This is a genomic window from Halomonas sp. 18071143, from assembly GCF_019211725.1.
Lineage (GTDB): Bacteria > Pseudomonadota > Gammaproteobacteria > Pseudomonadales > Halomonadaceae > Vreelandella > Vreelandella stevensii.
The window spans coordinates 3,361,258-3,388,033 of record NZ_CP078120.1 but is presented as its reverse complement, the minus strand read 5'-3'; the positions used below and the strand labels follow the sequence as shown (position 1 = coordinate 3,388,033).

At 62.3% G+C, this 26,776-nt stretch carries 24 protein-coding genes; 13 read left to right on the top strand and 11 right to left on the bottom strand.

Annotation, left to right across the window (positions count from 1 at the left end):
* Nucleotides 1-165: 165 nt before the first annotated feature.
* From preA to KVY02_RS15915, 4 genes are read right to left on the bottom strand one after another with little or no spacing between them, the layout of a single operon-like run.
* Nucleotides 166-1,509 carry an NAD-dependent dihydropyrimidine dehydrogenase subunit PreA gene (preA, locus tag KVY02_RS15930; protein WP_100731319.1) on the bottom strand — a complete coding sequence of 448 codons (1,344 nt, stop codon included), beginning with the start codon at nucleotides 1,507-1,509 and terminating at the stop codon, nucleotides 166-168.
* Entirely contained in the window at nucleotides 1,506-2,885 is a 1,380-nt protein-coding gene (locus KVY02_RS15925; protein ID WP_218313899.1) for an NAD(P)-dependent oxidoreductase, read from the bottom strand. Before KVY02_RS15925 ends, preA begins: the two co-directional genes overlap by 4 nt.
* A gap of 52 nt (nucleotides 2,886-2,937) precedes the next feature.
* Entirely contained in the window at nucleotides 2,938-4,377 is a 1,440-nt protein-coding gene (hydA, locus tag KVY02_RS15920; protein ID WP_081194713.1) for a dihydropyrimidinase, read from the bottom strand.
* A gap of 34 nt (nucleotides 4,378-4,411) precedes the next feature.
* A complete protein-coding gene (locus KVY02_RS15915) occupies nucleotides 4,412-5,278 on the bottom strand; it encodes a nitrilase-related carbon-nitrogen hydrolase (protein WP_144980740.1) in 867 nt (288 codons plus the stop codon).
* Nucleotides 5,279-5,860: 582 nt separating this feature from the next.
* Here KVY02_RS15915 and KVY02_RS15910 point away from each other — a divergent pair.
* Nucleotides 5,861-7,378 (top strand): NCS1 family nucleobase:cation symporter-1, encoded by a 1,518-nt coding sequence (locus KVY02_RS15910; RefSeq protein ID WP_100731323.1) that lies wholly within the window; start codon nucleotides 5,861-5,863, stop codon nucleotides 7,376-7,378.
* 197 nt (nucleotides 7,379-7,575) lie between these two features.
* On the opposite strand, the gene KVY02_RS15905 is transcribed toward KVY02_RS15910, so the two are convergent.
* Entirely contained in the window at nucleotides 7,576-8,481 is a 906-nt protein-coding gene (locus KVY02_RS15905; RefSeq protein ID WP_218313898.1) for a LysR family transcriptional regulator, read from the bottom strand.
* 410 nt (nucleotides 8,482-8,891) lie between these two features.
* Between KVY02_RS15905 and KVY02_RS15900 the strand changes: the two genes are divergently transcribed.
* Nucleotides 8,892-10,808, top strand: a complete 1,917-nt coding sequence (locus tag KVY02_RS15900) for a putative bifunctional diguanylate cyclase/phosphodiesterase (protein ID WP_218313897.1) — start codon at nucleotides 8,892-8,894, stop codon at nucleotides 10,806-10,808.
* Here KVY02_RS15900 and KVY02_RS15895 read toward each other — a convergent pair.
* Genes KVY02_RS15895 through KVY02_RS15875 form a run of 5 tightly spaced genes read right to left on the bottom strand, consistent with a single transcriptional unit; the run spans nucleotide 10,782 to nucleotide 15,525 of the window.
* Nucleotides 10,782-11,807 (bottom strand): CobW family GTP-binding protein, encoded by a 1,026-nt coding sequence (locus KVY02_RS15895; protein ID WP_218313896.1) that lies wholly within the window; start codon nucleotides 11,805-11,807, stop codon nucleotides 10,782-10,784. The two genes, KVY02_RS15900 and KVY02_RS15895, sit on opposite strands and share 27 nt — an antisense overlap.
* Nucleotides 11,808-11,811: 4 nt before the next feature.
* Nucleotides 11,812-12,804 carry a GTP 3',8-cyclase MoaA gene (moaA, locus tag KVY02_RS15890; protein WP_039175137.1) on the bottom strand — a complete coding sequence of 331 codons (993 nt, stop codon included), beginning with the start codon at nucleotides 12,802-12,804 and terminating at the stop codon, nucleotides 11,812-11,814.
* Entirely contained in the window at nucleotides 12,801-14,054 is a 1,254-nt protein-coding gene (gene glp, locus KVY02_RS15885; protein WP_218313895.1) for a molybdopterin molybdotransferase MoeA, read from the bottom strand. The genes moaA and glp (KVY02_RS15885) overlap by 4 nt, the downstream gene beginning before the upstream one ends.
* A complete protein-coding gene (gene mobA / locus KVY02_RS15880; RefSeq protein WP_039175139.1) occupies nucleotides 14,051-14,671 on the bottom strand; it encodes a molybdenum cofactor guanylyltransferase MobA in 621 nt (206 codons plus the stop codon). Before mobA ends, glp (KVY02_RS15885) begins: the two co-directional genes overlap by 4 nt.
* Nucleotides 14,668-15,525, bottom strand: a complete 858-nt coding sequence (locus KVY02_RS15875; protein ID WP_081194729.1) for a formate dehydrogenase accessory sulfurtransferase FdhD — start codon at nucleotides 15,523-15,525, stop codon at nucleotides 14,668-14,670. Before KVY02_RS15875 ends, mobA begins: the two co-directional genes overlap by 4 nt.
* A gap of 144 nt (nucleotides 15,526-15,669) precedes the next feature.
* On the opposite strand from KVY02_RS15875, the gene KVY02_RS15870 reads away from it, so the two are divergent.
* From KVY02_RS15870 to glp (KVY02_RS15820), 11 genes are all read left to right on the top strand, one after another.
* Nucleotides 15,670-16,101: a DUF3305 domain-containing protein gene (locus KVY02_RS15870; protein WP_081138703.1), complete on the top strand. Its 432-nt coding sequence runs from the start codon at nucleotides 15,670-15,672 to the stop codon at nucleotides 16,099-16,101.
* Nucleotides 16,102-16,105: 4 nt separating this feature from the next.
* The gene (locus KVY02_RS15865; protein ID WP_081138702.1) at nucleotides 16,106-16,696 is read left to right on the top strand and encodes a DUF3306 domain-containing protein; all 591 of its coding nucleotides are present in this window, start codon (nucleotides 16,106-16,108) and stop codon (nucleotides 16,694-16,696) included.
* Nucleotides 16,697-16,899: 203 nt separating this feature from the next.
* Complete coding sequence (locus KVY02_RS15860) at nucleotides 16,900-18,615, top strand: 4Fe-4S dicluster domain-containing protein (protein ID WP_218313894.1); 1,716 nt, start codon at nucleotides 16,900-16,902, stop codon at nucleotides 18,613-18,615.
* 4 nt (nucleotides 18,616-18,619) lie between these two features.
* Nucleotides 18,620-19,231 carry a TorD/DmsD family molecular chaperone gene (locus KVY02_RS15855; protein WP_218313893.1) on the top strand — a complete coding sequence of 204 codons (612 nt, stop codon included), beginning with the start codon at nucleotides 18,620-18,622 and terminating at the stop codon, nucleotides 19,229-19,231.
* Between the two features lie 70 nt (nucleotides 19,232-19,301).
* On the top strand, nucleotides 19,302-19,505 hold the full coding sequence (locus tag KVY02_RS15850; RefSeq protein ID WP_218313892.1) for a twin-arginine translocation signal domain-containing protein: 204 nt from the start codon (nucleotides 19,302-19,304) through the stop codon (nucleotides 19,503-19,505).
* Nucleotides 19,506-19,528: 23 nt separating this feature from the next.
* Entirely contained in the window at nucleotides 19,529-22,381 is a 2,853-nt protein-coding gene (locus tag KVY02_RS15845) for a molybdopterin-dependent oxidoreductase (RefSeq protein WP_218313891.1), read from the top strand.
* Nucleotides 22,382-22,452: 71 nt separating this feature from the next.
* A complete protein-coding gene (fdh3B, locus tag KVY02_RS15840; RefSeq protein ID WP_016915147.1) occupies nucleotides 22,453-23,067 on the top strand; it encodes a formate dehydrogenase FDH3 subunit beta in 615 nt (204 codons plus the stop codon).
* 11 nt (nucleotides 23,068-23,078) lie between these two features.
* Nucleotides 23,079-24,182 carry a formate dehydrogenase subunit gamma gene (locus KVY02_RS15835; RefSeq protein ID WP_218313890.1) on the top strand — a complete coding sequence of 368 codons (1,104 nt, stop codon included), beginning with the start codon at nucleotides 23,079-23,081 and terminating at the stop codon, nucleotides 24,180-24,182.
* 101 nt (nucleotides 24,183-24,283) lie between these two features.
* Nucleotides 24,284-24,646: a DUF1244 domain-containing protein gene (locus tag KVY02_RS15830; protein ID WP_081194739.1), complete on the top strand. Its 363-nt coding sequence runs from the start codon at nucleotides 24,284-24,286 to the stop codon at nucleotides 24,644-24,646.
* Nucleotides 24,647-24,651: 5 nt separating this feature from the next.
* Nucleotides 24,652-25,170, top strand: a complete 519-nt coding sequence (gene moaB / locus KVY02_RS15825) for a molybdenum cofactor biosynthesis protein B (protein ID WP_039175148.1) — start codon at nucleotides 24,652-24,654, stop codon at nucleotides 25,168-25,170.
* A complete protein-coding gene (gene glp, locus KVY02_RS15820; RefSeq protein ID WP_218313889.1) occupies nucleotides 25,163-26,395 on the top strand; it encodes a molybdopterin molybdotransferase MoeA in 1,233 nt (410 codons plus the stop codon). The genes moaB and glp (KVY02_RS15820) overlap by 8 nt, the downstream gene beginning before the upstream one ends.
* On the opposite strand, the gene KVY02_RS15815 is transcribed toward glp (KVY02_RS15820), so the two are convergent.
* The gene (locus KVY02_RS15815; RefSeq protein WP_218313888.1) at nucleotides 26,378-26,776 is read right to left on the bottom strand and encodes a hypothetical protein; all 399 of its coding nucleotides are present in this window, start codon (nucleotides 26,774-26,776) and stop codon (nucleotides 26,378-26,380) included. The two genes, glp (KVY02_RS15820) and KVY02_RS15815, sit on opposite strands and share 18 nt — an antisense overlap.

Below are 26,776 nucleotides of genomic sequence, written 5' to 3'. Positions count from 1 at the left end.
ACACAGCTGTTCTTTGAGAAATATAGCTATATGCAATAATTTCTCATCATCGCAGCAAGCAGCGGCGTTGTCGCGTGTTGAAAAGGGAACGGCACGTTGCAGAAAATGCGACCGCCTCCGTAGAGGCGGCCGTGGTGGCGCATGGTGATCAAGCAATCAGACGACTTAAGAGGCGACGCGGAAGGGGTTGCGTGGGTCGTCGTCCCAGGCGAGGAAGGGCTTGCCGGTTTCCTGAGGCACCATGGTGATGCAGTTTTCCACCGGGCAGGTGATCTGGCACAGGTTGCAGCCCACGCACTCGTCTTCGATGACCTCGTAGCGGCGCGCGCCGTCCTGCTCGGTGAGCTTGGCAATCGACTGGTGAGAGGTGTCCTCGCAGGCGATATAGCAGCGGCCACACTCGATGCACAGATCCTGGTCGATATGGGCGATGGTCTTGAAGTTGATGTCCAGGTGCTTCCAGTCGGTGGTTTGCGGTACCGCCTTGCGGGAAAACGCTTCGATGGAGTCGTAGCCCTTCTCTGCCATCCAGCGGGAGAGGCCGTCTTTCATTTCCTCCACGATTCGGAAGCCATTGAGCATGGCCGCGGTGCACACCTGCACGCTGCCCGCGCCCAGGGCGATGAATTCCGCAGCATCCCGCCAAGTGGAGATCCCGCCAATACCGGAAATGGGCAGCGTGGGCGTGGCTGGGTCTCGGGCAATTTCTGCCACCATGTTCAGGGCGATGGGTTTCACCGCACTGCCGCAGTAGCCGCCGTGGGTGCTCTGATGGCCTACGGTGGGTTTGGCGACCATGTTGTCCAGATCGATGCTGGTAATGGAGTTGATGGTGTTGATCAACGAGACTGCATCGGCGCCGCCCCGCAATGCCGCCTGGGCACCCACGCGTATATCGGTGATGTTAGGGGTGAGCTTGACGATGACCGGTTTGGAGTAGTGCTTTTTACACCAGTAGGTGACTTTTTCGATCAAATCCGGGTTTTGGCCCACCGCTGCGCCCATGCCGCGTTCCGGCATGCCGTGGGGGCAGCCCAGATTGAGCTCGATGCCGTCTGCGCCGGTGGCTTCCACCCGCGGCAGGATATACGCCCAGGCCTCCTCGTTGCAGGGCACCATGATGGAGACGATCAGCGCCCGGTCCGGCCAATCCTTCTTCACCTGGGTGATCTCTTGAAGGTTGATCTCCAGCGAACGGTCGGTAATCAGCTCGATATTGTTGAAACCGATCACCTCGCGGTTTTTGCCGTAGTGGGCCGAGTAGCGGGAGGAGACGTTCACCGCCGCGGGCTCTTCGCCAAGGGTTTTCCATACCACGCCGCCCCAGCCCGCTTCATAGGCGCGCACCACGTTGTAGGCTTTGTCGGTAGGCGGGGCCGAGGCCAGCCAGAAGGGGTTGGGGGCTTTGATACCGGCAAAGTTCACCGACAGATCGACGCCGTTCACCACGCTGTCGCCGCTATGTTTCTTGCCTGGAAAAGAGAGGGTGTTGAAAGGTGTGGTGTTCATGCGGCCTCCTGCTGGGCGGCGAGCGCTTGATGGATGGCGTGGGCGGCCAGCTTGCCGTGCTGCACGGCCTGCACGGTGAGGTCCTGGCCGGGTTTGACGCAGTCGCCGCCGGCATAAACGTTGGGCAATGAGGTCTGGAACAGCTCATTGACGTGGATGCGCTCGCCATCTCGGGCCAGTTCGGAGGCGGTGGCATCGCGTAGGCTGTCGCCCTCGAAGCCCTGGCCGATGGCGGTGAAAATGGCATCCGCCGCGATCTCGAAGGTCTCACCCGTGGTGGAGAGGCTGCCTTGCTGCTCTGCGGTGTGGGCAAAACGCATGCCTGCCACTCGCCCTTGGGCGTCCAGCAGAATTTCGTCCGGCTGGGCCCAGGTCACCATACGCACGCCGTTGGCCTTGGCAATCTCCTGTTCGTGGTCGGTGGCGGACATCGCCTCAGTGCCACGGCGATACACCAGAGTGACCTCCTTGGCCCCCAAACGCGCCATTTGCGTGGCCATGTCGATGGCGGTATTGCCAGCGCCAATCACGATGCAGCGCTTGGCCACGGCCAGGCTGCCCAGGTCATCGGTTTGGCGCAGGGTCTTGATGTAGTCCACGGCGGGCATCAGGCCCGGTGCATCTTCGCCGGTCAGCCCTAGCGTGCGGCTGGCCCCCAGCCCTAAACCCAGAAACACGCTGTCGTACTGCTGGCGCAGGGTATCGAGAGTGAGGTTGTCGCCCAGACGCTGGCCGTACTGGAGGTCGATGCCGCCAATGTCCAGCAGGAACTCGACTTCCTTGCGGGCAAAATCGTCGGTCATCTTGTAGCGGGCAATGCCGTACTCGTTGAGCCCGCCAGGCTTTTGCTCGGCCTCGAAGATGGTGACCTGGTGGCCCAGCATGGCCAAGCGATGAGCGCAGGAGAGGCCCGCAGGCCCCGCGCCCACCACGGCAACATGGCGGCCAGTGCTGGCGGCCCGCTTGAAGGGGTGGCTATCGAACTGCATGTGATCGGTAGCGTGACGCTGGAGCAATCCAATCAGTACCGGCTGGCACTCGGCGTCGTGGTTACGCACGCAGCTGCGTTCGCAAAGGATTTCCGTGGGGCACACCCGGGCGCAGCTGCCGCCGAGGATATTGGCTTCCAGAATGGTTTCTGCTGCGCCATTAATGTTGTTGTCACTGATTTGGCGGATGAAGCTGGGAATGTCGATGTCCGACGGGCAGGCCTCGACGCAGGGCGCGTCATAGCAGTACAGGCAGCGTTGGCTTTCGATGATGGCCTGGCGCGGCGTCAGCGGCGGATGCAGGTCGCTGAAGTTGCTTGCCAGCGTCGCTGGGTCGTAGGTGCCGACCTCTTTTGCGCTGGGCAGATGATCAAGTGAATGGGTCACGGTCGTTTCTCCCTGGTCCTTCTGGATCGTTCTGTTCTGCGTGGGGCGAGGCTCAGCGAGTAACCGCCACGGGGGCATTCAGCTCGGCACGCTTGGCCAGCAGCTCGAACACACCGGGGTAGGCGGGGCGTTCCAAGTAGCGCCCTGCGCCGCGCTCGGCGTGCAGCTCGCCATCCCGCCAGGTCCATTTGCCCTGGCTGATGGTATGGCGGGCAATGCCGCGCACCGTCTTGCCCTCGAAAATATTGAAATCGACGTTCTGATGATGGGTCTTGGCGGAAATCGTGCGGGTGCCGTTGGGGTCCCAGACCACGAGGTCGGCATCGGCACCCACCTGAATCGCCCCTTTGCGCGGGTAGAGGTTGAAGATCTTGGCGGTGTTGGTGGAGGTGACCGCCACGAACTCCTGGGGCGAGAGCTTGCCGGTATTGACCCCTTCGTCCCACAGCACGGCCAGGCGGTCTTCCACGCCTGCGGTGCCGTTGGGGATTTTGGTGAAGTCATCTTTCCCGGCGGCCTTCTGCTCTTCGCAGAAACAGCAGTGGTCGGTGGCGGTGGTTTGCAGATTGCCAGATTGCAGGCCGTGCCAGAGCGCTTCCTGGTGGCCTTTGGGCCGGAAAGGCGGGCTCATCACATGGGCGGCGGCGGTGGCCCAGTCCGGGTGCTGGTAAACACTGTCATCGATCACCAGGTGGCCCGCCAGGCACTCGCCGAACACCGGGTGGCCCTGCTGGCGGGCGTAGGCGATTTCATCCACCGCGTCTTTGGTGGAGACGTGCACCAGGTAGACCGGCGCGCCCAAGGTGGAGGCAATGCGAATCGCGCGGCTGGCGGCTTCGCCTTCCACCTGCGGTGGGCGGGAAAGCGGGTGGGCTTCCGGCCCGGTGATGCCCTGGGCCAGCAGTTTTTGCTGCATGTGGTAGACCAGCTCGCCGTTTTCGGCATGCACGGTGGGCACCGCGCCCAGCTCCAGGCAGCGGGAAAAGCTCTCCACCAGAATGTCATCGGTGGCCATGATGGCGCCCTTGTAGGCCATGAAGTGCTTGAAGCTGTTGACCCCGTGGTCGCGTACCAGGGTGCCCATTTCCTCTTTAACGCTCTCATCCCACCAGGTGATCGCCACGTGGAAGGCGAAGTCGGTGGCGGCTTTTTCCGCCCAGCCCTGCCAGGTTTCGAAGGCTTCCAGCAGCGACTGACCGGGGCTGGGAATCACGAAGTCGATGATCGTGGTGGTGCCGCCCGCCATGGCGGCGGCGGTGCCGGTGTAGAAGTCTTCGCTGGCCACCGCGCCCATGAAGGGCATCTGCATGTGGGTATGGGGGTCGATGCCGCCAGGCATCACCAATTGGTTGCTGGCATCGACGATCTCGCAGCCTTCCGGCACCTCCAGGTCGGTGCCAATGGCGTGGATTTTGCCGTCGACACACAGCACATCGGCGCGGTAAGTGTCGGCGTGGGTGACCACCGTGCCGCCCTTGATCAATAAGCTCATGGTTCGCTCCTGTCGTTGTGTTTAGCCAGCAGAATCATTCACCGTCGGTGAGGCGGGTGTAGGTCTCGGGGCGTCGGTCGCGGAAGAACTGCCAGTTGTTGCGCACCTCGCGCACCATATCCAGGTCGATCTCATGCACCAGCAGCTCGTCTTCCGTGGCGCTGGCCTGGGCTTCGATCTTGCCGCGTGGGTTGACGATGTAGCTGGAGCCGTAGAAGTCGCCGATATTCCAGGGCGCCTCGGTGCCAACCCGGTTGATGGCGGCGATAAAGCAGCCGTTGGCAGCCGCAGAGGCGGGTTGTTCAAGCTCCCAGAGGTATTGGGAAAGACCGGCCACCGTGGCCGAAGGGTTGAAAATCACGTCGGCGCCGTTGAGCGCCAATGCCCGCCAGCCTTCCGGGAAGTGGCGGTCGTAGCAGATATACACGCCGATCTTGCCGTAGGCGGTATCGAAAACCGGCCAGTTGGATTTGCCTGGTTTGAAGAAGAATTTCTCCCAAAAGCCAGCCACTTGGGGAATGTGTGTCTTGTGGTATTTGCCCAGGTAGCTGCCGTCGGCATCGAACACGGCGGCGGTGTTGTAGTAAACGCCGGTCTCGGTCTCTTCATAGATAGGGACGATGATCACCATGCGGTGCTCGGCCGCGAGCTTTTGCATCATCTGGCAGGTGGGACCTTCCGGCACTCGCTCGGCGGCGGCGTACCACTTGCTGTCCTGGCTGGGGCAAAAATAGGGCTGATTGAACACTTCCTGAAAGCACAGCACCTGCACGCCTTGCTCGGCGGCTTGCTGAATCATGGGCAGGTGCGCTTCGTTCATCGCGTCACGAATGACGCCGGGTTCCTGATCGGTGCTGGTATTCAGGGCCATCTGGATCAGGCCAATCTTCATTTTCTGCATGGACTACCCCTTTTTTGTCATAACGCGCCGACCTCCGAATGGATGGGAAGTCAGTCGTGTATCGCTCGGTGCTGGGCGTGTCATGAACGCGACTCACGGTCGGGAATTATTATTGTTTACAAAGCTGTCATATTGGACAGCTTTTTGAACATAGCGCTGGATGAAGGCTGTTTGCAAGCAGTTTTTATAGAAAAGTATGTGAGGTTTTAAGTGTTTGTTTTTGCAGTTTTTTAATTTTTTAACCTGGCTTTTTTGTCAATATGGTGAAGCGTTGCACTATTATGGTTTTTATATTTTATTCATATTTATCAGTATCTTGTTGTTTTTTTATTGGTTGATTTTGATTTCTTTTGCATCTTGATGGTGCGTTTTATAGGGATGCCGCTACCCTTTTTATGAGGTTTTAATCCCCGCGCGTATAACAACAACGATACGAAAGGCGTCGCTATTATATATGTCTATCAAGTCAGCTTTGTGTTCAATGGGTTAGTGCCGTGGGCGTGCGTTTAGGCACGTTTATTGCTGCACAACTTGCTGAACCTTTGAAGATAAAAAGGCAATGGCGAGGCTGAGGAGACAACAATGACGGCAGCTAAATCTCGAATGATCGATCAGCAGGGGTTGGTCGAACTGGCAGTGGAAGATGATGTGCGTGAAAGCGCTCGCTTCAATGAAGATATTGCGCCTACCGAAGCAAAAGAGCGTACCTGGAGTAAATGGAACATTGCGGCGCTGTGGGTCGGTATGTCGATCTGCGTGCCTACCTACACCCTGGGCGGCGTGCTCACGGCCTACTTTGGGCTGAGCGTTGGCGAGGCGCTACTGGCCATTCTGCTGGCCAATGTGATCGTGCTGATTCCGCTAACGCTGAACGCTTTTCCCGGCACTAAATTCGGCATTCCCTTTCCGGTGGTGCTGCGCTCTTCGTTTGGCATCTTGGGTTCCAACGTGCCCTGCCTGGTCAGGGCGCTGGTAGGCTGCGGCTGGTTTGGCATTCAAACCATGTTTGGCGGGCTGGCCATTCACCTGCTGCTGTCGGCGCTGTTTCCCGCCTGGGCGGCGCTGGGTGGCGTCGGCGAAGTAATTGGCTTCTTCGTGTTTGGCGCCATGAACCTGTACGTGGTAATTCGCGGGGCCGAGTCGATCAAGTGGCTGGAAACCCTGGCGGCACCGCTGCTGTTAGCCGTGGGGATCGGACTGATGATGTGGGCGTGGCCGCACATGTCGATGACCGAACTGCTGGCCCAGCCGCCGTCGCGCCCGGAAGGGGCTTCGGTATATGGCTATTTTTTTGCTGGCCTGACGGCCATGGTGGGCTTCTGGGCGACGCTGTCACTGAACATTCCTGATTTCAGCCGCTTCGCCAAGAGCCAGAAGGACCAGATCGTCGGGCAGATCCTGGGCTTGCCGTTGACCATGTTCTTCTTTGCTGCCTTGGGCGTGGTATTGACCGCCGCCTCGGAAACTCTGGTAGGCCAAACCGTGGCCGACCCGGTGCGCCTGATCGGCTATATCGACAGCCCTTTCTGGGTCATCATGGCCATGCTGCTGATCATCGTGGCGACCATCTCGACCAACACCGCTTCCAATATCGTCTCACCCACCAATGACTTTCAGAACATTGCCCCCAAGCTGATCAATCAAACCCGTGGCGTGCTGATGACCGGCGCCGTGGGGGTGCTGCTGATGGGCTACGACCTGCTGCAAAAGGCGGGGGTGGTGAGCCAGGGCGTTTCACTGGAGCAGATGTACTCCAACTGGCTGCTGGGCTACTCCAGCCTGCTGGGCCCGATTGCAGGCATCATGGCGGTGGATTATTTCCTGATCAAACGCCAGCGCCTGGATGTGCCTAGCCTGTACATGGACCACCAGGCTTACCCCGCGGTCAATATCGCCGGATTCATTGCCTTCGGCATTCCGGTGAGCCTGACCCTGCTGTCGCTGCTGACCGGTACCATGAACTGGTTCTATGACTACGGCTGGTTCACGGGCTCGGCGTTGGGGGCGCTGGTGTACTACGTCGCCAGCCGTACGCTGGCGTCGTCTCCCCAGGCAGGCCCTGTGCCGCTGATGGCCAGCGAGGCGGCTCGCCAGCCTTGATGCGGTAGCGCATGGCGCAGCTAGCTGTCGGGCAGAGCCTGGCGGGCTGCGCCGCTGGGCTTTGTACGAAAATTGCCTATGCTCGCCCATACGGCGTTAAAAATCGGCTCAAAGTACTCATTTACACCTTGTAAACTCCGTCTTTTCGCCGATTTTTGCCTTGTCTGGCCATCGCTCGCCGACTTTTCGTACAAAGCCTAGTTGGCTTCCTTCACCAGCCCCAGGAAGGCATCCACCACGCGGTTGGGGCGGCGGTCGTGGCGGGTAATCAGCACGAACGGGATGCGATAGGCGTAGTGCTGGGGCAGCAGGGCACGCATCTTGCCTGCGCTGACCCACTGGGCGGCCACGTGTTCGGGTAGAAAGCCAATGAAGCGCCCGGTCAGGATCAGGAAGGCAGCGCCTTCCCGGTCTGACGCAGAGGCTCGCCGGTTGAGTGCTTCGTGGGCCTGGCGGGCTTTTTCCGGTAGCGGGTAGCGGGGCTGTATGGCGGGGTACTGGGCAATGTCGCCTGCTTCGAGCCTCTCATCGGTCTGTGGAAACAAGGGGTGCTCGGCCGAGCAGTACAGGTAGGACGGCTCGTCGTAAAGCCAGCGCGTCTCCAGGCTGGTGGGCAGGTTCACGGCAGGCACCACCCCGACGTGCAGGTGCCCATCCATGACGCCCCGGATCACCGCGTCAGAGGGTTCCATATGAATATTCACGGTCACCGCATGGTTGGGCGCCGTCAGCGCCGCCAGGGCGTGGGTAACGTTCATGGCGGGTAGCGTCACCAGGTTATCGGTGATGCCGATATTCAGCTCGCCCTTGATGGTGTGATGCAGTGCATTGACATCGCTTTTGAAGGTTTCGAGGGCGGTCAGCAGGGTCAGGCCGGCCTGGTAAATTTCCTTGCCTTCTTCGGTCAGGCTGAACCCACCGCGACCTCGCTGGCAAAGCGAAAACCCCAGGCGGCTCTCCAGGTCGCTCATGTGTTGGCTGATGGCCGAGCGGCTGATGCCCAGCGTCGTTTCTGCAGCGGTGAAGCCACCGCACTCCACCACGGTCTTGAAAATACGCACCAGGCGTATGTCGTAATCACTCATTTGACCCAGAGATGCCATGCTTGCCTCGTTGCCTTGCCTGCTATACCGATATGCCGTTTTTGATGCTCTATTGTGCTAAAAATTGATATACATCAAAAAAACATCGCGTCACACTTTAACAATCCCCCCCATGTCTCGGGCTGGTGTATCTTCCTCTGTCTTTTTTCACTCTATCAGGTGCGCCCACGGGATGCCTGACTAAGGTATGCATGATGTCGCTCACGCCGAGTGATGGGCTCTCCTGGCACTGTTTGGCTGGCTGTTGAAGGAGCAGTATGAGCAGGAGTTACAGGCGGCTGAAGCCCGCGCTACTGCCCGTGCCAGCTGCCGTTGATCGATGAGCTTGGCGTGTTGAATGCAGACGGGCGCGCTTGGGTAAGCAGCGGCGACAACCGTCATGCGGGCAGGGATCTGAGCCAGACGGCACGTTGCGAGGTTTCAGCCAGTCAGCGTATGACGAAGTGGTCACGCCGCTTTATTGGTCGGCCCTGGATCAGCGCTTCTATCTGCACCATGTGCGGCGGCCAGGCCCTGCCGAGGGGGCGTTGAGTCCTCTGGTGAGCAGCACCCAACAACCGGACGAATTGGAAGGAGTGCTTTCCGTGACCCGTGAGGTAACTGACGCAAAACGCGCCGAGGTGGAGCTGCAAATTGCTGCCGCTGCATTTCAGGCACATTTGGGCATCATGGTGACCGATGCACGGGGCACGATCCTGAAAGTGAACGACACTTTCAAGCGCATCACCGGCTACAGTGATGCAGAGGTCGTGGGCAGGAACCCACGCATGTTCAGCTCTGGGCACCACAATGCCGCCTTCTACCGGTGTTTGTGGCGCAGCGTACTCTCCACGGGAAGCTGGGAGGGAGAAATCTGGAACCAGCGCAAGAACGGCGAGCTGTTTCCCGAGTGGCTGACCATCAGTGCCGTGCACGACCGCAACGGCAGCTTGACCCACTATGTGGCTACCATGAGTGACATCAGCGAGCGCAAGGCGGCCGAGCAGGAAATTCATCAGCTGGCGTTCTACGATCCGCTGACCGGCTTTGCCAACCGTCGCCTGTTCATCGACCGAATCGGCGTGGCCCTCAAGGAGCTGAACCGCCACCAGCGCTGCGGAGCGCTGATTCTGCTGGACCTGGATAGCTTCAATCATGTCAACGATACGCTGGGGCATCATATCGGTGATCGGCTGTTGCAGAACGTGGCACGCCGTTTTGGCCAGATGCTGCGCGATACGGACACTCTGGCGCGACTGGGCGGCGACGAATTTGCCGTGTTGGTCGAGGGAGTGGATGGCAGCTCGCGTAAAACGCAGGCGCTGGCCGAGCATATCGCCAGCAAGCTGATGGCAGCGCTGGATACCCCGATCCAGGTGGGGGATGAGCAGGCGTCGGTCACGGCCAGCGTGGGCATCACCGTCATGGCCGACAGCCAACGCAGTGCCGATGATTATCTGCAGCAGGCGGACATGGCGCTTTCCCAGGCCAAGGCCAGTGGCCGGCGCGGCCTACGTTTTTTCGACCCCTCCATGCAGGCCGCGCTGCTGGCACGGGTCAAGCTGGAGTCTGACCTGCGTCTGGCGCTGGATCACCAGCAGTGGCTGCTGCACTATCAGCCCCAGGTGGATGAACAGGGGCGCATCGTGGGCGTCGAAGCGCTGTTGCGCTGGCACCATCCTGAGCGCGGGCTGGTGTCGCCCGGTGAGTTCATTCCGCTACTGGAAAGCACTGGCTTGATCAACGACGTAGGCGAGTGGGTGCTGGAGGCAGCCTGCCATCAGTTGGCTTCGTGGCAGCGCCAGCCGGGGTTCGAGCAGCTGACCATTTCAGTCAACATCAGCCCTCTGCAGTTCCGCGAGAGCGATTTTCTACATCGAGTGGAGCAGGTGTTCCAGCGCACCCGAGCCCCGCTCGAGCGGTTGAAGCTGGAAGTCACCGAAACGCTGTTCGTCGACGCCCGAGACGATGCCCGTGACAAGATGCTAAGCCTGAAGGCGCGCGGTGTTCGCTTCTCGCTGGACGACTTCGGCACCGGCTACTCGTCGCTGGCGTATCTGGCACAGCTCCCGTTGGATCAGTTGAAGATCGACCAGTCCTTCGTCCAGCAGGTGCTCGAGAGCAGTGCCAATGCCGCCATCGTCGAAAGTACCATTGCCCTGGCCAAGAGCCTGAACCTGGATGTCATCGCCGAGGGGGTCGAAACCCCGGCGCATCAGGCATGGCTCATGGCCCATGGGTGCCATGCGTTTCAGGGGTACTTGTTCGGGCGGCCCATGCCGGTGGAGGAAATGGAGCAGGCCGTGCGCGCGCAACGTCCCTCACCGCCAGGCCCCCAGGGCGCGTAGCTGATCAGGAAGCGTAGCATCAGCCAGGGGCAGCGTGCCGTCAGGGGTAATCACTTCCAGCCGGGAGTCTTGTCGCCAGGCACTGGCGGCCACGCGCTGGGTGCCTTCGGCGCGGTTGAGCTGCTTCCAGCCATCGTCCGTATGAAAGACGCCCTTCACCCTGGCGGTGGCGGGTAGTTCGCTCATCCATAGCGCCAAACGGTCCAGGTCGAAACGTTCGGCGGGGTGCCAGCGCACCCCAGTGCTGGTGTAGCCCAGAGCGCTGGCGGACTGCTGCTGCGCCTTGCCGAGGGGCGGAGGGAGATCGAAGAATGCCCCTTCGAGGCTGGGGCCGCTGGTGGCCAGAGCCCGGTGCGCGGCGGGCATGGCGGTTGGCGCCGCAGGGCGGGGGGCCGAGGGGCTCAGCAGGCGGGCGATGGGCAAGGGGCCTTGCTGAGTGCTATGCACCCATTTGCGCGGCGGCCAGAGCGTGTCGATGAACTGCTCGGCCCGTGCATGCTGTTCGTCGCTGGCCATGTCGGCCAGAGTGATGACCACGGCATCGGCCATGGTCAACTGGTCTTGAAAAGTCTCATGCGCTCGCACGCGGGCTTCGTCCAGCCGACGCGGGTCGAGGGTGGCGATGATGTCCTGCACCGCCACCACGTCCTGAAAAGCCTCACCCTGCAGCAAATCCATCAGCCCGGCGGGGTGCCCAAGCCCCGAGGGCTCGATGATCACCCGGTCGGGTTTCTGGCGTGCCAGCAGATTGACCAGCGCCGCCTGCAGCACGAACGCCAGCTGGCAGCACAGGCAGCCGCCAGGCAGGCCCTTGACCACCACGTCATCACGGGCCGCGAACATGGTCTGGTCGATGCCGATCTGACCGAACTCGTTGACCAGAATGGCCCATTTTTCATGGGTGGGTTTCTGCTCTATCAGCTGATGAATCAGCGTGGTTTTTCCGCTACCCAAAAAGCCGGTCACGATATGCACGGGTACGAGTGCCTCAAGCGCCAACGGCTCAACCTCCGGTCATGTTCATGAAGCGCACCACCTGAATATCACCATCGGTGGTGAAGTGGTGGCGCTCGGGCTTCAATGGCAGGGCGTCGATGATGGCCTGCTTGAGCGGCGCGATCTCGCCGGGATGACGGCGCAGCACCGCGCGCAGGTCCACCGAGTGTTCATTGCCCAGGCACAGCAGCAGGCGGCCCTCCACGGTGACGCGTACCCGGTTGCAGCTGTCACAGAAGTTATGGCTGTGGGGGGAGATGAAGCCCACGCGGCTGTCGCTGTCGGCCATCCTGAAGTAGCGCGAGGGCCCCGGCGTGCTTTCGGTGGTGGGGGTCAACGGGTAGCGGGTTTCGATCAGCGCCTGCACGTCATCGCTGGAGTAGAAGGTCTCTGCTCGAGAGTGGTCCGATACATCCCCCAGCGGCATCTCCTCGATGAAGCTGATGTCCAGCTGCTCGCGGCGGGCAAAGCTCACCAGGTCGAGCACCTCGTCTTCGTTGCGCCCTTTCAGAATCACCGCGTTGAGCTTGATACGGGTGAAACCAGCCTCCTTGGCTGCCTGAATGCCGTCCAGCACGCGGGCCAGCTCGCCCGTGCGGGTCAGCTGCTTGAAGCGTTCGGGGTGCAGTGAGTCGAGGCTGATGTTGAGCCGACGCAAGCCGCCCGCGTAAAGCCGCTTGGCATGCTTGCGCAGGCTCGCGCCGTTGGTGGTCATGGTGAAGTCATCCAGCCCCGGCAGCGCGCCGATGTCGTCCACCAGCTGTTCGATGCCCTTGCGCACCAGCGGCTCGCCGCCCGTCAGGCGGATTTTCTCCACGCCCAGTTCGGTAAACGCACGGGCCACCAGGGCCAGCTCCTCCAGAGTGAGCACCTGGGCGCGTGGCAGAAAGGTCATCTCTTCGCTCATGCAGTAGACACAGCGAAAATCGCAGCGGTCGGTCACCGATAGCCGCACATAGCGAACTCGGCGGCCAAAATCGTCGATCAGTTGTTCGGTCATTGCCAGCTCGTTATCGGTTGTATGCAGACCACCTCGCCTGGCTGGGCGCCTGCCTGGTCATCGCCAAGTTCGATCAGGCAGTTGGCGGCCACCATGGAGGTCAGAATCCCCGAGCCCTGGGCTCCGGTACTGCGCGCATGCAGCGTACCCTGCGCATCGCAGTGGTAAACACCGCGGATGAAGTCAGTGCGCTGCAAGCGGCTCTTCAACGTGGTTTGGGCAATTGCCTTGAGCCGGGGCGGCGGCGCCGGGGGCAGGCCCTGCAACTGCCGCAGCAGCGGTACCACGAATTGCAGGAACGTCACCATGACGGCTACCGGGTTGCCTGGCAGGCCGATCAGGGGCGTTTGTGTAGCGCCCAGTTGCCCACAGGCCATGGGCCGTCCGGGGCGTAGCGCTACCCGCCAGAAGGCCAGGCGGCCAAGCTTTTCCAGCGCCGCCCGAGTGTAGTCGGCATTGCCCACGGAAACCCCACCGCTGGTGATCACCAGATCGCTCTGGGTGGCGGCGCTGGCCAGTGCGGTTTCGATGGCGTCGAGGTCGTCAGGGAGAATGCCCAGATCCAGCACCTCGGCCCCCTGCTCGGCGAGCAGGCCCATCAGGGTAAATCGGTTGGTGTCGTAGACGCCTGCGCTGGGGAGTGGGCCGCCCGGTGGCGTCACCTCGTTGCCGGTAGAGAAAATCGCCACCCGGGGGCGCCGATACACCGTGACGACGGCATGGCCCAGCGAGGCCACCAGCCCCATGCGAGCGGCGTCCAGTCGCGCGCCTGCGGCAAGGGCCACGCTGCCCTGGGCAATGTCTTCCCCGGCCTGGCGCACGTGCTGCCCGGCCGTCACCCGTTCGGGCGCATCGACGGTGGCGCTGACGCCATCGTCGATCAGCTGTTCACGCATGATCACCGTATCGGTACCGCGGGGGATCGGCGCACCGGTGGTGATGCGCACGCACTGGCCCGCAGGCACCTCGCCGGCAAACGCCTGCCCGGCGAAGGTATCCCCCACGATGGGGAAATGGGTGGTGTAGGGAGGCGCTTTGGGCCATGCCAGGGCCACGCCATCCATGGCGGCGTTGGTGTTTTGCGGTACATCGATGGGCGCAATGATGTCCTCTGCCAGCCGACGGCCATGAGCGCTGCTCAAGGCGACCTGCTCGGTGGCCACCGGCGACGCCACCAGCGTCATCAGCGCCTCGCGGGCAGCATCGACGCTGAGCATCTGCTCGCCCAGCTCGAAACACGACAGGCTCATGGGGTCTCCCGTGAGGACGTTGCCAGCGCCTGTTCCAGGCGGGCTTTTTCCTCTTCGGTATTGAGGTTGGCGAACGCCTCAGGGCAGTCGGACATGTCCACGCGGCACCAGGTGTGGCGAGCGTACCAGCGGTCGATCTTGCGTTCGCCCTCGGCTAGAGTGGCGGCCAGGTCGTCGGCCAGCGAGGTGCGCAGCAGCGCCACCACGGGGTGCAGGCGCTCGCCGTCGAAGGCCACGGCGATATCGTGCGCGCCATCCTGCGTGACGATGCCTGCCACCATGCGCGCCACCAGGTCATGGGGCAGCGCGGGGGAGTCGCAGGGGGCAACCAGCAGCCACGGCGTGCGGGCGGCGCGCAGGCCGCTGTAAATGCCCATCAACGGGCCCTTGAAGCCGCCTTCGGCATCGGCGATCACTCGATCGGCAAACAGTGCGTATGCATCGCCATTGCGGTTGGCGTTGATCATCAGCTCATGGACGTGGCCGTCGAAGCGCTTGACGGTATGCGCCACCAGCGGCAGGCCTGCGAAGGGCTCGAGGCCCTTGTCACGGCCGCCCATGCGGCGGCCCTCACCCCCCGCGAGAATCATGCCGGTAAGGTCGTGTGTCGCGATCATATGCCTGCCTCCCTGGACGAGCGAGCGCTCGGCGGTTTGGGGGGAATGTCATCCAGCGTCAAGCGCCCCTCGGCGTTGATGGCCTGGAAGCTTTTGCCCTTGGCGCGGGCAATCAGCATCACACCGAAGCGTTCGGCCAGCTCGACACCCTTCTGGGTCACCCCCGAGCGTGAGACCAGCACGCTGATGCCCATTTGTGCCACTTTCAGCACCATCTCGGAGGTCAGCCTGCCGGTGGTGTAGAAGATGTCGGCCTGCTGGCTGTTGGCCTGATTCAGCCACTGGCGACCTGCCAGGGTATCCACGGCGTTGTGCCGCCCTACGTCCTCGACGAAATCGAGCACCTGGGCCTGCTGGCACAGCGCGCAGCCATGCACGGCGCCTGCGCTACGATATGTTTCGTTATAGTGGTTCAGGTTGGTCAGCAGCTGGTAGAGGGTCGACTGGGCCAGCGGCGTGGCGGGCAGCGCCGTGAGCGATGTCTGCTCCAGCAGCTTGCCAAACACCGTGCCCTGCCCGCATCCCGTGGTCACCGTGCGGGTCCCCAGGCGTGCTTCCAGGTCGTCGGGCAAATGGCGCGTGACCACGGCGGCGGCCTCTACCTCCCAGTCTACCTGTACCGCCATAAGGTCTTCTGAACGGTACAGCAGCCCCTGGTTACGCAGGTAGCCAACCACCAGCGCTTCGGGGTCATCGCCCAGGGTCATTAGCGTCACGATTTCACGCTTGTTGAGGTAGACCGTCAGGGCGCGTTCGGCGGCAATGGCCTGCTGGCAGGTCGCCCCGTAGGCATCCATCACGCTGATGGTGGTGGTGGCTGGCAGCCGGGCACGGCTTAACTGAAGGGCGGGCATGCGCAATCCTCACTGCTCCGCGTCACTGCCTCGCCCGATGGGCGCGGCGTTTAACGTAATAGTTGAGTAAAATAGTCTGAGTTGACGATGATGGCGCTCAAAAGGCTTACTTGTCTACCCGTTCAAGGTCTAAAGGGGCAACTCATGAGTGATAATTTGCGTGCCATTAGTGCCACTCTGGTGGCCGAACGAAAGACCATGGGGGCGTTTACCGTGACCCAGTGGCGTATCATCGAGCTGGTGCCCGGTGATCAGGGCGACCACGTGCTGCGTCTGCAGCTCTCCATGACCGAACGCGCGGCTTACCGCTTCAATCTGACCTCCGCGACGCCGCGGCTCTTCGTGCGCGCCGGGTTTACCGGGCAGCCAGCCAGGCCGGATGCCATTACCGCGAGCCAGGATGTCGCGGCGGGCTGGCTGGATGGCGAACAGCAGGTGCTGGAGGCTCCCATGCCGCTGGCCATTCAGGTATGGATCGAACGCTATCTGGCCCGTCATGGAGAAGCCCCCGTGGAGCAGCGCAAGAAAAAACGCAAAGGGGCAGGCCGCGCCCAGACGCTGCCCGACAAGGAGTGATCCGATGAGCCGATTAGAGCGTTGGTCGCGCAAAAAGCGTGGCCTCGAGAGCGATGCCGTCATGGCACCCGAGCCTGCCCAGGCAAGCGAGGATGCGTCTGTGCTGCCTGAAGCGCACCAGCAGCAGGAAGCCCCGGCCGACCCCGCTGAGCCCCCGGCACCTGCGCCCGGCAGCCTGGACGATACGCTCCCCGACCCTGATACCCTGCCCGCTGGCAGCGACTTCAGTGTCTTCATGGCGGCGGGGGTCAGCTCGGCGCTGCGCCGCCGTGCCCTGCGCCGACTGTGGGCCACCGGCAACTACAACGTGCGTGACGGGTTGGATGATTACGATGCCGACTACACGCAGCAGTTGAAGCCCATGGCCAGCGAGCTGGCGGACAAGCTCAGGCGGTGGGCTCACCAGGCGGAAGAGGCCATCGAGGCGCCCCGGGAAGACGAGGCGCGTGCAGCAGGAGCGCAAGAAACGCAAGCGACGTCCGTTGCCCAGGAGGAGGCGACTTGCACAAGGGATGACAGTTTTGTACAAAGCCCCGATCTGGACGACCAGTCTGATTTGCCTCATCACGCTCACAGCGAGCGTCCTGAGCGATAGTTGTCTTGTTTATCATAGAGTTAGCGCTGGCCTAGCGGGCCGCCGTTGACAGTGATAAGACCAATGAAAGTGGCAAAAGGCGGCATAGCACCATACGCTGAAGGCATAAGGGAGGTGGCGTTACACCGCACTTGTGTCAAAATGACCATTAAAACGACCATTCAAATAAAATAATAAGAACGACCCATTGACCGTGAGCGTGCATGAATCAACGAATCCAACTGGCGTCGATTGACGACCAGCGCAACGCGGCCGCTCGTGAAGCGGTGCGTCGGCGTATCTCCTGGCCAGTCAATCTGACCCCCGCCAACGTTACCTACCATAGTCGTGGACACGTGGTGCTGATCGGTGCCGTTCAACCTGTGATAGCCGCCGCGCGTGCGCTGCAGCATCAGGGGTTGGCATCGCTGACGCTACTGACCCTGAACGACGCCGCCGAGCTGCCGATGGGCAGTGAGCCCGTCATCGAGCAGCCCTTGAGTGCCGAGCAGCTGGCGCAGCTCACTATCACCGGGCACCTGGGCGCGTTTCATCTTCAGGTGCCGTTTTCACAGGGTGAAACGCTGGATCTGGCACAAGTGCTGGTCGAGCGTGACGCCTTCGATGTCGTGCTGGACCTGACGGCCCCCGGCATGCTGCCCGCGATGCCATGGGAACTGCCGCCGCCTGGCTATTTGCGACTCGCTCCCGAGGCTGCCGATGAGCAGCGCCAGCAAGTGCTGGAGAGTGCCGTCGAGCTGGTAGGCGAGTTCGACAAGCCCCGTTACTTCCAGGTCAATACCGACCTGTGCGCGCATTCGGCCAGTGGCAATGTCGGGTGTACCCGCTGCCTGGACGTCTGCCCGGCGGATGCCATCACCAGCATCAAGGGGCGTATCGAGTCCCGCATCGAGATAGATCCCTTTCTGTGCCAGGGCGTCGGTAGTTGCACCAGCGCCTGCCCCACCGGTGCCATCGAGTTCAGGCTGCCCGAAACGCGCCGTCAGCAGGATACGCTGGCAGCGTGGCTCGAGGCCTACCGTGAGGCGGGAGGCGAGGTGCCCGTGCTGCGCTTCGTTACTCACGATACTCTGGAGCAAGAGCGCCAGGCGGGCGTGGTCACGCCAGGCCATCTCATCGATGTGCCGCTGGAAGAGCTGGGCGCGGCTGGCCACGACCAGTGGCTGACGGCCTTGGCCAGCGGCGCCTCTGAAGTACGTATTCAGCTTCACGAGGGCATGCCGCCCCGTTTGAGCGCCTTTCTGAATCATCAGGTGGCGCTGGCCCAGGGGTTGCTGGCAGCGCTTGGCCACGCCGTCGAACGTATCCAACTGGTGGCGGCCAACGCCACTGACGCGCGCGATGCTCTGCCCAGCCTGCTGCCGTTGAGTGACACTGCCGTCAGCTTCCGCGAGCCCAACAAGCGCACGCGATTGAATCAGGTACTGGCACGCCTGGCCGCGCTGGGAACCCCCAGCGGTGAGCGTCAAGCGTTGCCGGAAGGCGCGGCCTTCGGCGGCATCGACGTGGACAGTAGCGCCTGTACGTTGTGCTATGCCTGCGTCAGCAACTGCCCGACACCCGCGTTGCAGGCAGGCGGCGATACACCGGTGCTCAGCTTCCTGGAAGCCGACTGCGTGCAGTGTGGCCTGTGCGAAAAAGCATGCCCGGAAAATGCCATCACCCTGGTGCCTGGCTTTCTGGCCGCGCCTGCCCGTGAAACGCGCCACGTGTGCCATGAAGAGCCTGCCTTTGAGTGCATCGGCTGTGGCAAACCGTTCGCGACGGTCAGCACGGTGGCGGCGATGAAAACCAAGCTGGCCAATCACCCCTATTTTGCTGGCGATGCGCTGGCGCGTCTGGAAATGTGTGAAGACTGCCGCGTGAAAGACGTCTGGAAAACCATGATGCGCGACCCTGACGCGCAGTTGAAGGTGTAACGCCATGAGTGAAACCGAGGCGATGCTCAGCGAGGTCGACGCGCTGCGCGGGGATATCTACCAACTGCTGGCACGGCTGTTGCGCCAGTCGCCCGACGTCGAGCTCCTGGCCTGGCTGGCCGAGCTGGAGGTAGAACAGGACGGCACGCGGCTGGCCGAGTGCTGGGTTGGCCTTGCTCAGGCCGCCGCCCAAGCTGACCCCGAGCGACTGCAGCGCGCCCACTTTCGCCATCTGGTGGGCGTCATTCAGGGCGATATCGTGCCCTATGCCTCCTGGTATCAGCAGGGTGAACTCATGGAAGCCGCGCTGGTGGCGCTGCGCCGTGACCTGAGGGTGTTGGGCTTCGAGCGCAGCGAACGCACCCATGAGCCCGAGGATCACCTTGCCGCCGTGTGTGAAGTCATGGGCATGCTGGTAGAAGCCCAGGCAGATGAGCAGGTAGCTTTTTTTCAGCAGCATCTTGCCCCTTGGGCAAAGCGCTGCTTCGACGATGTGGCTGACGTGGAGACTGCCTTCTATGCCGCGCTGGGCGCGCTGGGCAGTGCCTTCATGGAGAGCGAGCAGGCGCGTATCAGCGACCGAGCCGCCCATCAGCCAGTACGACTCGTGACCTGACCCTGGTTCGCGGTCAGTGAATAGCCGGGCCAGCGGCCCACGCATAACAAGCATGACAGTGGAGAACCCTATGCACACGTCACATAACCCTGAACGGCGTCGGTTCATGAAGACCGTTGGCCTGGGCACCGCAGCAGCAGGTGCGGCAGCGGCGGTCGGTCACGTTACCCTCGTACAGGCGAGCGACAAGACGCCCAGACAACGTGAAGCCCAGTCGGTGAATTACCGCGAGACGGATCACGTTCGTGCCTACTACGCCTCGCTGCGTGACTGACGGCGACCATCAGGAGATTTGCCATGCGCTTAACTCGTAAAACTCAAGCTCCGGCCGCGTCTGGGCTGGGTATCTCTCGTCGTCAGTTCCTCAAGCGTACCGGCGCGGGTACGGCCGGTGTTGCGGCGGTCGGCTTCATGGGCGCGCCGATGATGCAGCGCACCGAAGCGGCGAACAAGACCCCGGTGCTCGATTCCCCCGTCGAAACCAAACGCACCATCTGCTCCCACTGTTCAGTGGGTTGTGGCGTGTATGCAGAAGTGCAGGAGGGCATCTGGACCAAGCAGGAGCCAGCCTTCGACCACCCGATCAACCGTGGCGCCCACTGTGCGAAAGGCGCCTCTCTGCGCCAGCACGGCCACTCCACGCGTCGCCTGAAGTACCCGATGAAGCTGGTCGCGGGTGAATGGCAGCGCCTGAGCTGGGACGACGCCGTCAATGAGATCGGCGACAAGCTGCTGGAACTGCGGGACGCCTATGGCCCCGATAGCGTCTACTGGCTGGGGTCGGCCAAGTTCAACAACGAGCAGGCGTATCTGATGCGCAAGCTCGCCTCCATGTGGGGCACCAACAACACCGACCACCAGGCGCGTATCTGCCACTCCACCACGGTAGCGGGGGTGGCCAATACCTGGGGCTACGGGGCGATGACCAACTCGCTCAACGATATGCACAACAGCCGCTCCATGCTGTTCATCGGCTCCAACCCCAGTGAAGCCCACCCGGTGGCGATGCAGCACATCCTGATTGCCAAGGAGCGCAACAGCTGCGACATCATCGTCGCCGACCCGCGCTTCACGCGTACTGCGGCGAAAGCCAACAAGTACGTGCGCATCCGCCCCGGCTCCGATGTGGCCTACATCTGGGGCCTGTTGTGGCACATTTTCGAAAACGGCTGGGAAGACCGCGAGTACATCAACCAGCGCGTCTACGGGATGGACGCCGTGCGTGCCGAAGTGGCGCAATTCACTCCCAGCGTCGTGGAAGACATCACCGGGGTACCGGAAGCCGAGATGTTCGATGTGGCCAAGCGGCTTTCCGACAACCGCCCGGGCTGTGTGGTCTGGTGCATGGGCGGCACCCAGCACACCACCGGCAATAACAATACCCGCGCCTACTGCATTCTGGAGCTGGCACTGGGTAACATCGGCAAAGCGGGCGGCGGAGCCAACATCCTGCGCGGCCACGACAACGTACAAGGCGCCACTGACCTGGGCCTGGGCTGCGACTCGCTGCCTGGCTATTACGGCCTGGCCGAAGGCGCCTGGCAGCACTGGGCCAAGGTGTGGGACGTGGAGTACGACTGGCTGAAAGGTCGCTTCGACGACACCGAGTATGCCGACGGCAAGCCCATGTACACCAACGGTATCACCGTATCGCGCTGGGTCGATGGCGTGCTGGAAGAGGACGACAACATCTCCCAGCGTACGGCGCTGAAAGCCATGTTCTACTGGGGGCACGCGGTCAACTCGCAAACCCGCGGCGTGGAAATGCAGAAGGCCATGCAGAAGCTCGAGATGATGGTCATCGTCGACCCGTATCCCACGGTGGCGGCGGTCATGCATGACCGCACCGATGGCGTCTATCTGCTGCCTGCCGCCACTCAGTTCGAAACCACCGGCAGTGTCACCGCCACCAACCGCTCGATTCAGTGGCGCGATCAGGTCATCGAGCCGCTGTTCGAGTCCAAGCCCGACCACGAGATCATGACCCTGTTTGCCAATAAGCTGGGGTTTGGCAACGAGTTCGTCAAGAACTTCGAGATGAACGGCAACGAGCCGCTCATCGAAGACGTGCTGCGCGAAATCAACCGCGGCATGTGGACCGTTGGCTATACCGGTCAAAGCCCCGAGCGTTTGAAAGAGCACCAGAAAAACTGGCACACCTTCAGCTTTGAAAATCTGCGTGCCCAGGGTGGCCCTGCCGATGGCGATTACTATGGCCTGCCGTGGCCCTGCTGGGGCACCCCGGAGTTCCGTCACCCGGGCTCCCCGAACCTCTACGATACCAGCGTGCCCGTGATGGAAGGCGGCATGGGCTTCCGCGCCCGCTTTGGTATCGAGCGCGACGGTGTCAATCTGCTGGCCGAAGGCTCGGCCCCGGTGGGCGGCGATATCGATGACGGCTATCCCGAGTTCACCGATCAGCTGCTCAAGGACCTGGGGTGGTGGGATGACCTCACCGACGAAGAGAAAGCCGCCGCCGACGGCCAGAACTGGAAAACCGACTTCTCCGGCGGTATCCAGCGGGTGGCCATCGAACACGGCTGTGCGCCCTACGGTAACGCCAAGGCCCGCGCCGTGGTGTGGACCTTCCCCGATGAAGTGCCCAAGCACCGCGAACCGCTCTACACCACGCGGCGTGATCTGGTCGAACGTTATCCCACTTGGGACGACTTCGACTCCATCATGCGTCTGCCCACGCTCTACAAGACCATCCAGGATCGTGACAACAGCGCGGATTACCCGATCATTCTGACGTCGGGCCGTTTGGTCGAGTACGAGGGAGGGGGTGAAGAAACCCGCTCGATGTCCTGGCTGGCGGAGCTGCAGCAGGAAATGTTCGTCGAGATGAACCCCGCCGACGCCAACGATATCGGCGTGCGTGACGGTGACGATGTCTGGGTCGAAGGCGCTGAGGGTGGCCGGGTCAAGGTGAAAGCCCTGGTCACCCCCAGGGTGGATCGCAAGGTGGCCTTCATGCCGTTCCACTTTGGCGGCATCTTCCAGGGCGAGAACCTGCATGACCGCTACCCGGAAGGCACGGCGCCCTATGTTCAGGGCGAGGCGGCCAACACGGCGACCACTTACGGCTACGACCCGGTGACACTGATGCAAGAGACCAAGTGCACCATTTGTCGTATTGAGCGCGCTTGAACCGATAACGCGCGACCCGACCAGACAGCAGGCCGATGCGGCAATGTCCGCATCGGCAAGAGGAGAACACCATGGCTCAAATGAAATTCATGTGTGATGCCGAGCGCTGCATCGAATGCAACGGCTGCGTCACCGCCTGTAAAAATGCCAACGACGTCGAGTGGGGCATTCAGCGCCGCCGCGTGGTGACACTGAACGACGGTGAAGCCAGCGAAATGTCGATTTCGGTGGCCTGCATGCACTGTGACGACGCCCCTTGCATGGCTGTCTGTCCCACCGACTGCTTCTACAAGACCGACGACGGTATCGTGCTGCACGACAAGGACCTGTGCATCGGCTGCGGCTACTGCCTGTATGCCTGCCCCTTCGGCGCACCCCAGTTCCCCAAGCAGAACGCCTTTGGCGAGCGCGGCAAGATGGACAAGTGCACCTTCTGCGCAGGCGGCCCGGCAGAAAGCAAGGAAGAGGAGTACCAGAAGTACGGTTCCAACCGTATTGCCGAAGGCAAGCTGCCGCTGTGCGCCGAGATGTGCTCGACCAAAGCGCTGCTGGCAGGTGATGCGCAGGACGTCGCCGACATCTTCCGTCAGCGTGTCGTCCATCGTGGCCACCCGGATGGAGCGTGGTCGAACAATCCCCAGGCCAGCACCGACAACCTTGCCTACGATGCTGCCCGTAAAGGCTAAGGAGGCGTGTCATGACCCCAATGACCATGACCACCGTTGAAATGCCTGCATCGGCCAACGGGCATGTAGCCCGCGGGCTGAAGCGTGTCTGGCACCTGTGCCTGATGCTGCTACTGCTGGTGGCCAGCCTCGGCGTGAGCCAGCTGGCCGTGGCCCAGGCGGATCCGCAACGGGAAATGTCCACCGCCGCTCCTGGCATTACGGCCGAGCAGTGGCGCCAGGTACGCAGCGGTGAAACCGGCCCGAACTATCGTGATTCGCGTCACGACAGCAACTACAACCTGATCAACGCCAGCGGTGACACGTGGCGGATTCTGCGCAATCGCTGGGTCTCGCCATTTGGCCTGATTGCCATTCTGGGCATGGCCAGCGTGATCACGCTGTTCTACCTGGTGATTGGCCGCAAGCATCTGGACGAGCCGCGTACCGGCCGCAAGCTGCTGCGCTGGCCGCTGTTCATGCGCGCGCTGCACTGGACGGTGGCGACGCTGTTCATCACCCTGGCGCTGACCGGTCTCAACCTGCTGTATGGCAAGTTCGTCTTCCGCTCGCTGTTTGGCGACGCGGTATGGGCCTGGATGATTGCGGCCTCCAAGGTGCTCCACAACTACCTGGGGCCACTGTTCGGTATCCTGCTGATCGTGCTGCTGGTCAAGCTGCTGAAGGACAATATCCCCAAGAAGCATGACCTGCAGTGGTTCAAGCAGGGCGGCGGCCTGGTCGGTAAAGGCCACCCGGATGCAGGCTTTGCCAACGGCGGTGAAAAAGCCTGGTACTGGCTGCTGGCTACCGCAGGGCTGTTGGTCGTGGCCAGTGGCTTCGTGCTCGACTTCCCGAACTACGGGCAGAGCCGCGATACCATGCAGTGGGCCAACATCATCCATGCCGTGGGCGCGCTGGGCTTGACCGCCGTGGCGCTGGGGCACATCTACATCGGTACGGTAGGGACCGAAGGGTCGCTGGAGGGCATGACCACCGGCTACGTGGACGAAACCTGGGCCAAGGAGCACCACAACTTGTGGTACGAAGAGGTCAAGGGACAGTCGCTGAGCGAGGAAGAGGTGGCTGCTCAGAAGGCGGGCGACAGCAGCGAGCCATCGACAAGGCCGAGCTGACACCTCTGCCTGTCATTGCAAGAGAACGCCCCATGACACCGCCCTCGGGCGGTGTCTTTTGTTATGCTGCATATCAACCCTGTTTTGAAAAAGGAATCCGCATGGCTACGTTCGATGAACTGGATACCGCAACCCGCACGGAGCTGGAAGCCGCTGCATTTCGTCGCTTGCTCAAGCACCTGGATGACAACAAGGACGTGCAGAACATCGACCTGATGATTCTGGCGGACTTCTGCCGTAACTGTCTCTCCAAGTGGCTGGTCAGCGCAGCCGATGAGCGCGGCACGCCTCTGGAAATGGACGCTGCCCGCGAGTATGTCTATGGCATGCCCTACAGTGAATGGAAAGCCAACCACCAGGGTGAGGCCACCCCGGAGCAGTTGGCGGCACTCGACGCTCGCCAGGCGCGCAAGAAAGCCCCTTCACAGAACGAGTCCCCTTCACAGAACGAGCCAAAGGAGTAGCGCCAATGGAGGCCATGGAAGCCCTGAATATTGCGGTGCTCACCGTCTCGGACACCCGCACCGAAGAGACCGACCGCTCGGGTCAGTCGCTGGTTCAGCGGCTGACCGAGGCCGGGCATACGCTGGCCGACAAGCGTATCGTGCCGGACGACGTGTACCAGATTCGTGCCGTAGTGGCCCAGTGGATCGCCGACCCCGGCGTGCAGGTGGTGCTGACCACCGGCGGTACCGGCTTCACCGGCCGTGACTCCACTCCAGAAGCGGTCTCGGTGCTGTTGGACAAGCGCATCGAGGGGTTCGGCGAGCGCTTTCGCCAGCTGAGTGGCGACGAAATCGGCAGCTCCACCATTCAAAGCCGCGCCTTGGGCGGTTTGGCCAACGCCACGGTGGTGTTTTGTCTGCCGGGCTCCACCGGTGCCTGCCGCACCGGGTGGGACGGCATTCTGGCCGAGCAGTTGGATAGCCGCCACAAGCCCTGCAACTTTGCCAACCTGGTCATTCCCGGCCGGGGGCAGCATGGCTGAGCAACGCGCAGAGCATCAGCCACCGCCACTGCAACCCATCAGCGCCGCTCTCGATGCGCTGCTGGCGGGGCTGGTACCGCTGACCGCCGAGCAGGTGCCGCTTGAAGAGGCGGCGGGTCGGGTGCTGGCCGAGCCGGTGATGGCAACGCTGGACGTGCCGCCCTTCGATAACAGCGCCATGGATGGTTACGCGCTGCGCGCCAGCGACGCGGGCAAGCGGCTGCCGGTCAGTCAGCGGATTGCTGCCGGAAGCCTGGCCCAACCGCTGGCAGAAGGCAGCTGCGCGCGGATCTTTACCGGGGGCCAGATCCCGGCAGGCGCGGATTGCGTGGTCATGCAGGAGCGCGTCACCCTGGACGACGGCCACGCGGTGATTCCCCATGACGTACCCGCGGGTGACAACGTCAGGCTCAAGGGGCGTGATGTGCAGCGTGGAGACGTGCTGCTCAAGGCGGGACAGCGCCTGGAAGCGGCTGCGCTGGGGCACTTGGCGGGGCAAGGGGTGACCGAGGTCAGCGTGCGCCGTCGTCCCCGGGTGGCGCTGCTCTCCACTGGCGACGAGATCGTCGACCCGGGCATGCCCTTGCAGCCTGGCCAGCTCTATAACTCCAATCGCCCGATGCTGACGCGTTTGCTGGAGCGCTTTGGTGCCGAGGTCGTACAGCGGGTCAGCGTTCCCGACGACTATGCCCGCACCGTCGAGATTCTCGAACAGGCGGCGGCCGTGGCCGACGTGGTGGTCAGCACCGGTGGTGTCAGCGTGGGGGAAGAGGACCACGTCAAGGCTGCGCTGGAGTCGCTGGGGCAGCTGGATATGTGGAAGCTGGCCATTCGTCCCGGTAAGCCGCTGGCGCTGGGACGTCTGCCGACCGAGGCAGGGGGCGAGGCGCGCTTTGTCGGCCTGCCAGGCAATCCGGTGTCCGGATTCGTTGGCGCCTGGCTCTTTTTACGCCCGCTGATGGGAGCGTTGTTGGGCCGCCCTGCGCTTGCGTCACTGCCAGAGATCACCGCGAAGGCGCAGTTCACCACCGAGACGGGGCCACGGCAACACTACATGCGCGTGGCGCTGCGCTTTAGCGCTCAGGGAATCTACGCGGTGGCGTTTGAAGACCAGAACTCGGCGGTGCTCTCTTCGTGTATCGAGGCCGATGCGCTGGCCGTCATCGATGCTCACCAGCAGATAGCCCCAGGGGACGCCGTGCGCTGCCTATGGCTGGAGCACTAACGGCGACAGCCGTTGGCCATCCAGCAGCAAGGTCAGCCGCTGCTGTTCCAGCATCAGCCCGCACAGCGCGGGCATGCCCGAGCGGGCGGCGATCAGGGGAGGCAGCGAATGCAGCTGGGCGACCGGCAGGCGTGCCAGCCGACTCTCCGAACCAATGCCCAGCTGCCACGAGCCTTCGGCGTCGCGCAGGGTCAGCCAGCGGCTTGGGGAGCTGGCAAGCTGGAATAACAACATGTCGGCATTGGCGTGGCGCGGCTGGCAACAGTGGCTATCGATGCGCTGAACGTAGCGCGCGTCGATGGCCACCTGATAACCGCCTGCCTGAAAGACCACGCAGGTCACGGTTCGAGTGCCATCGTGGCCTGTTTGCTTGCTGTTCAC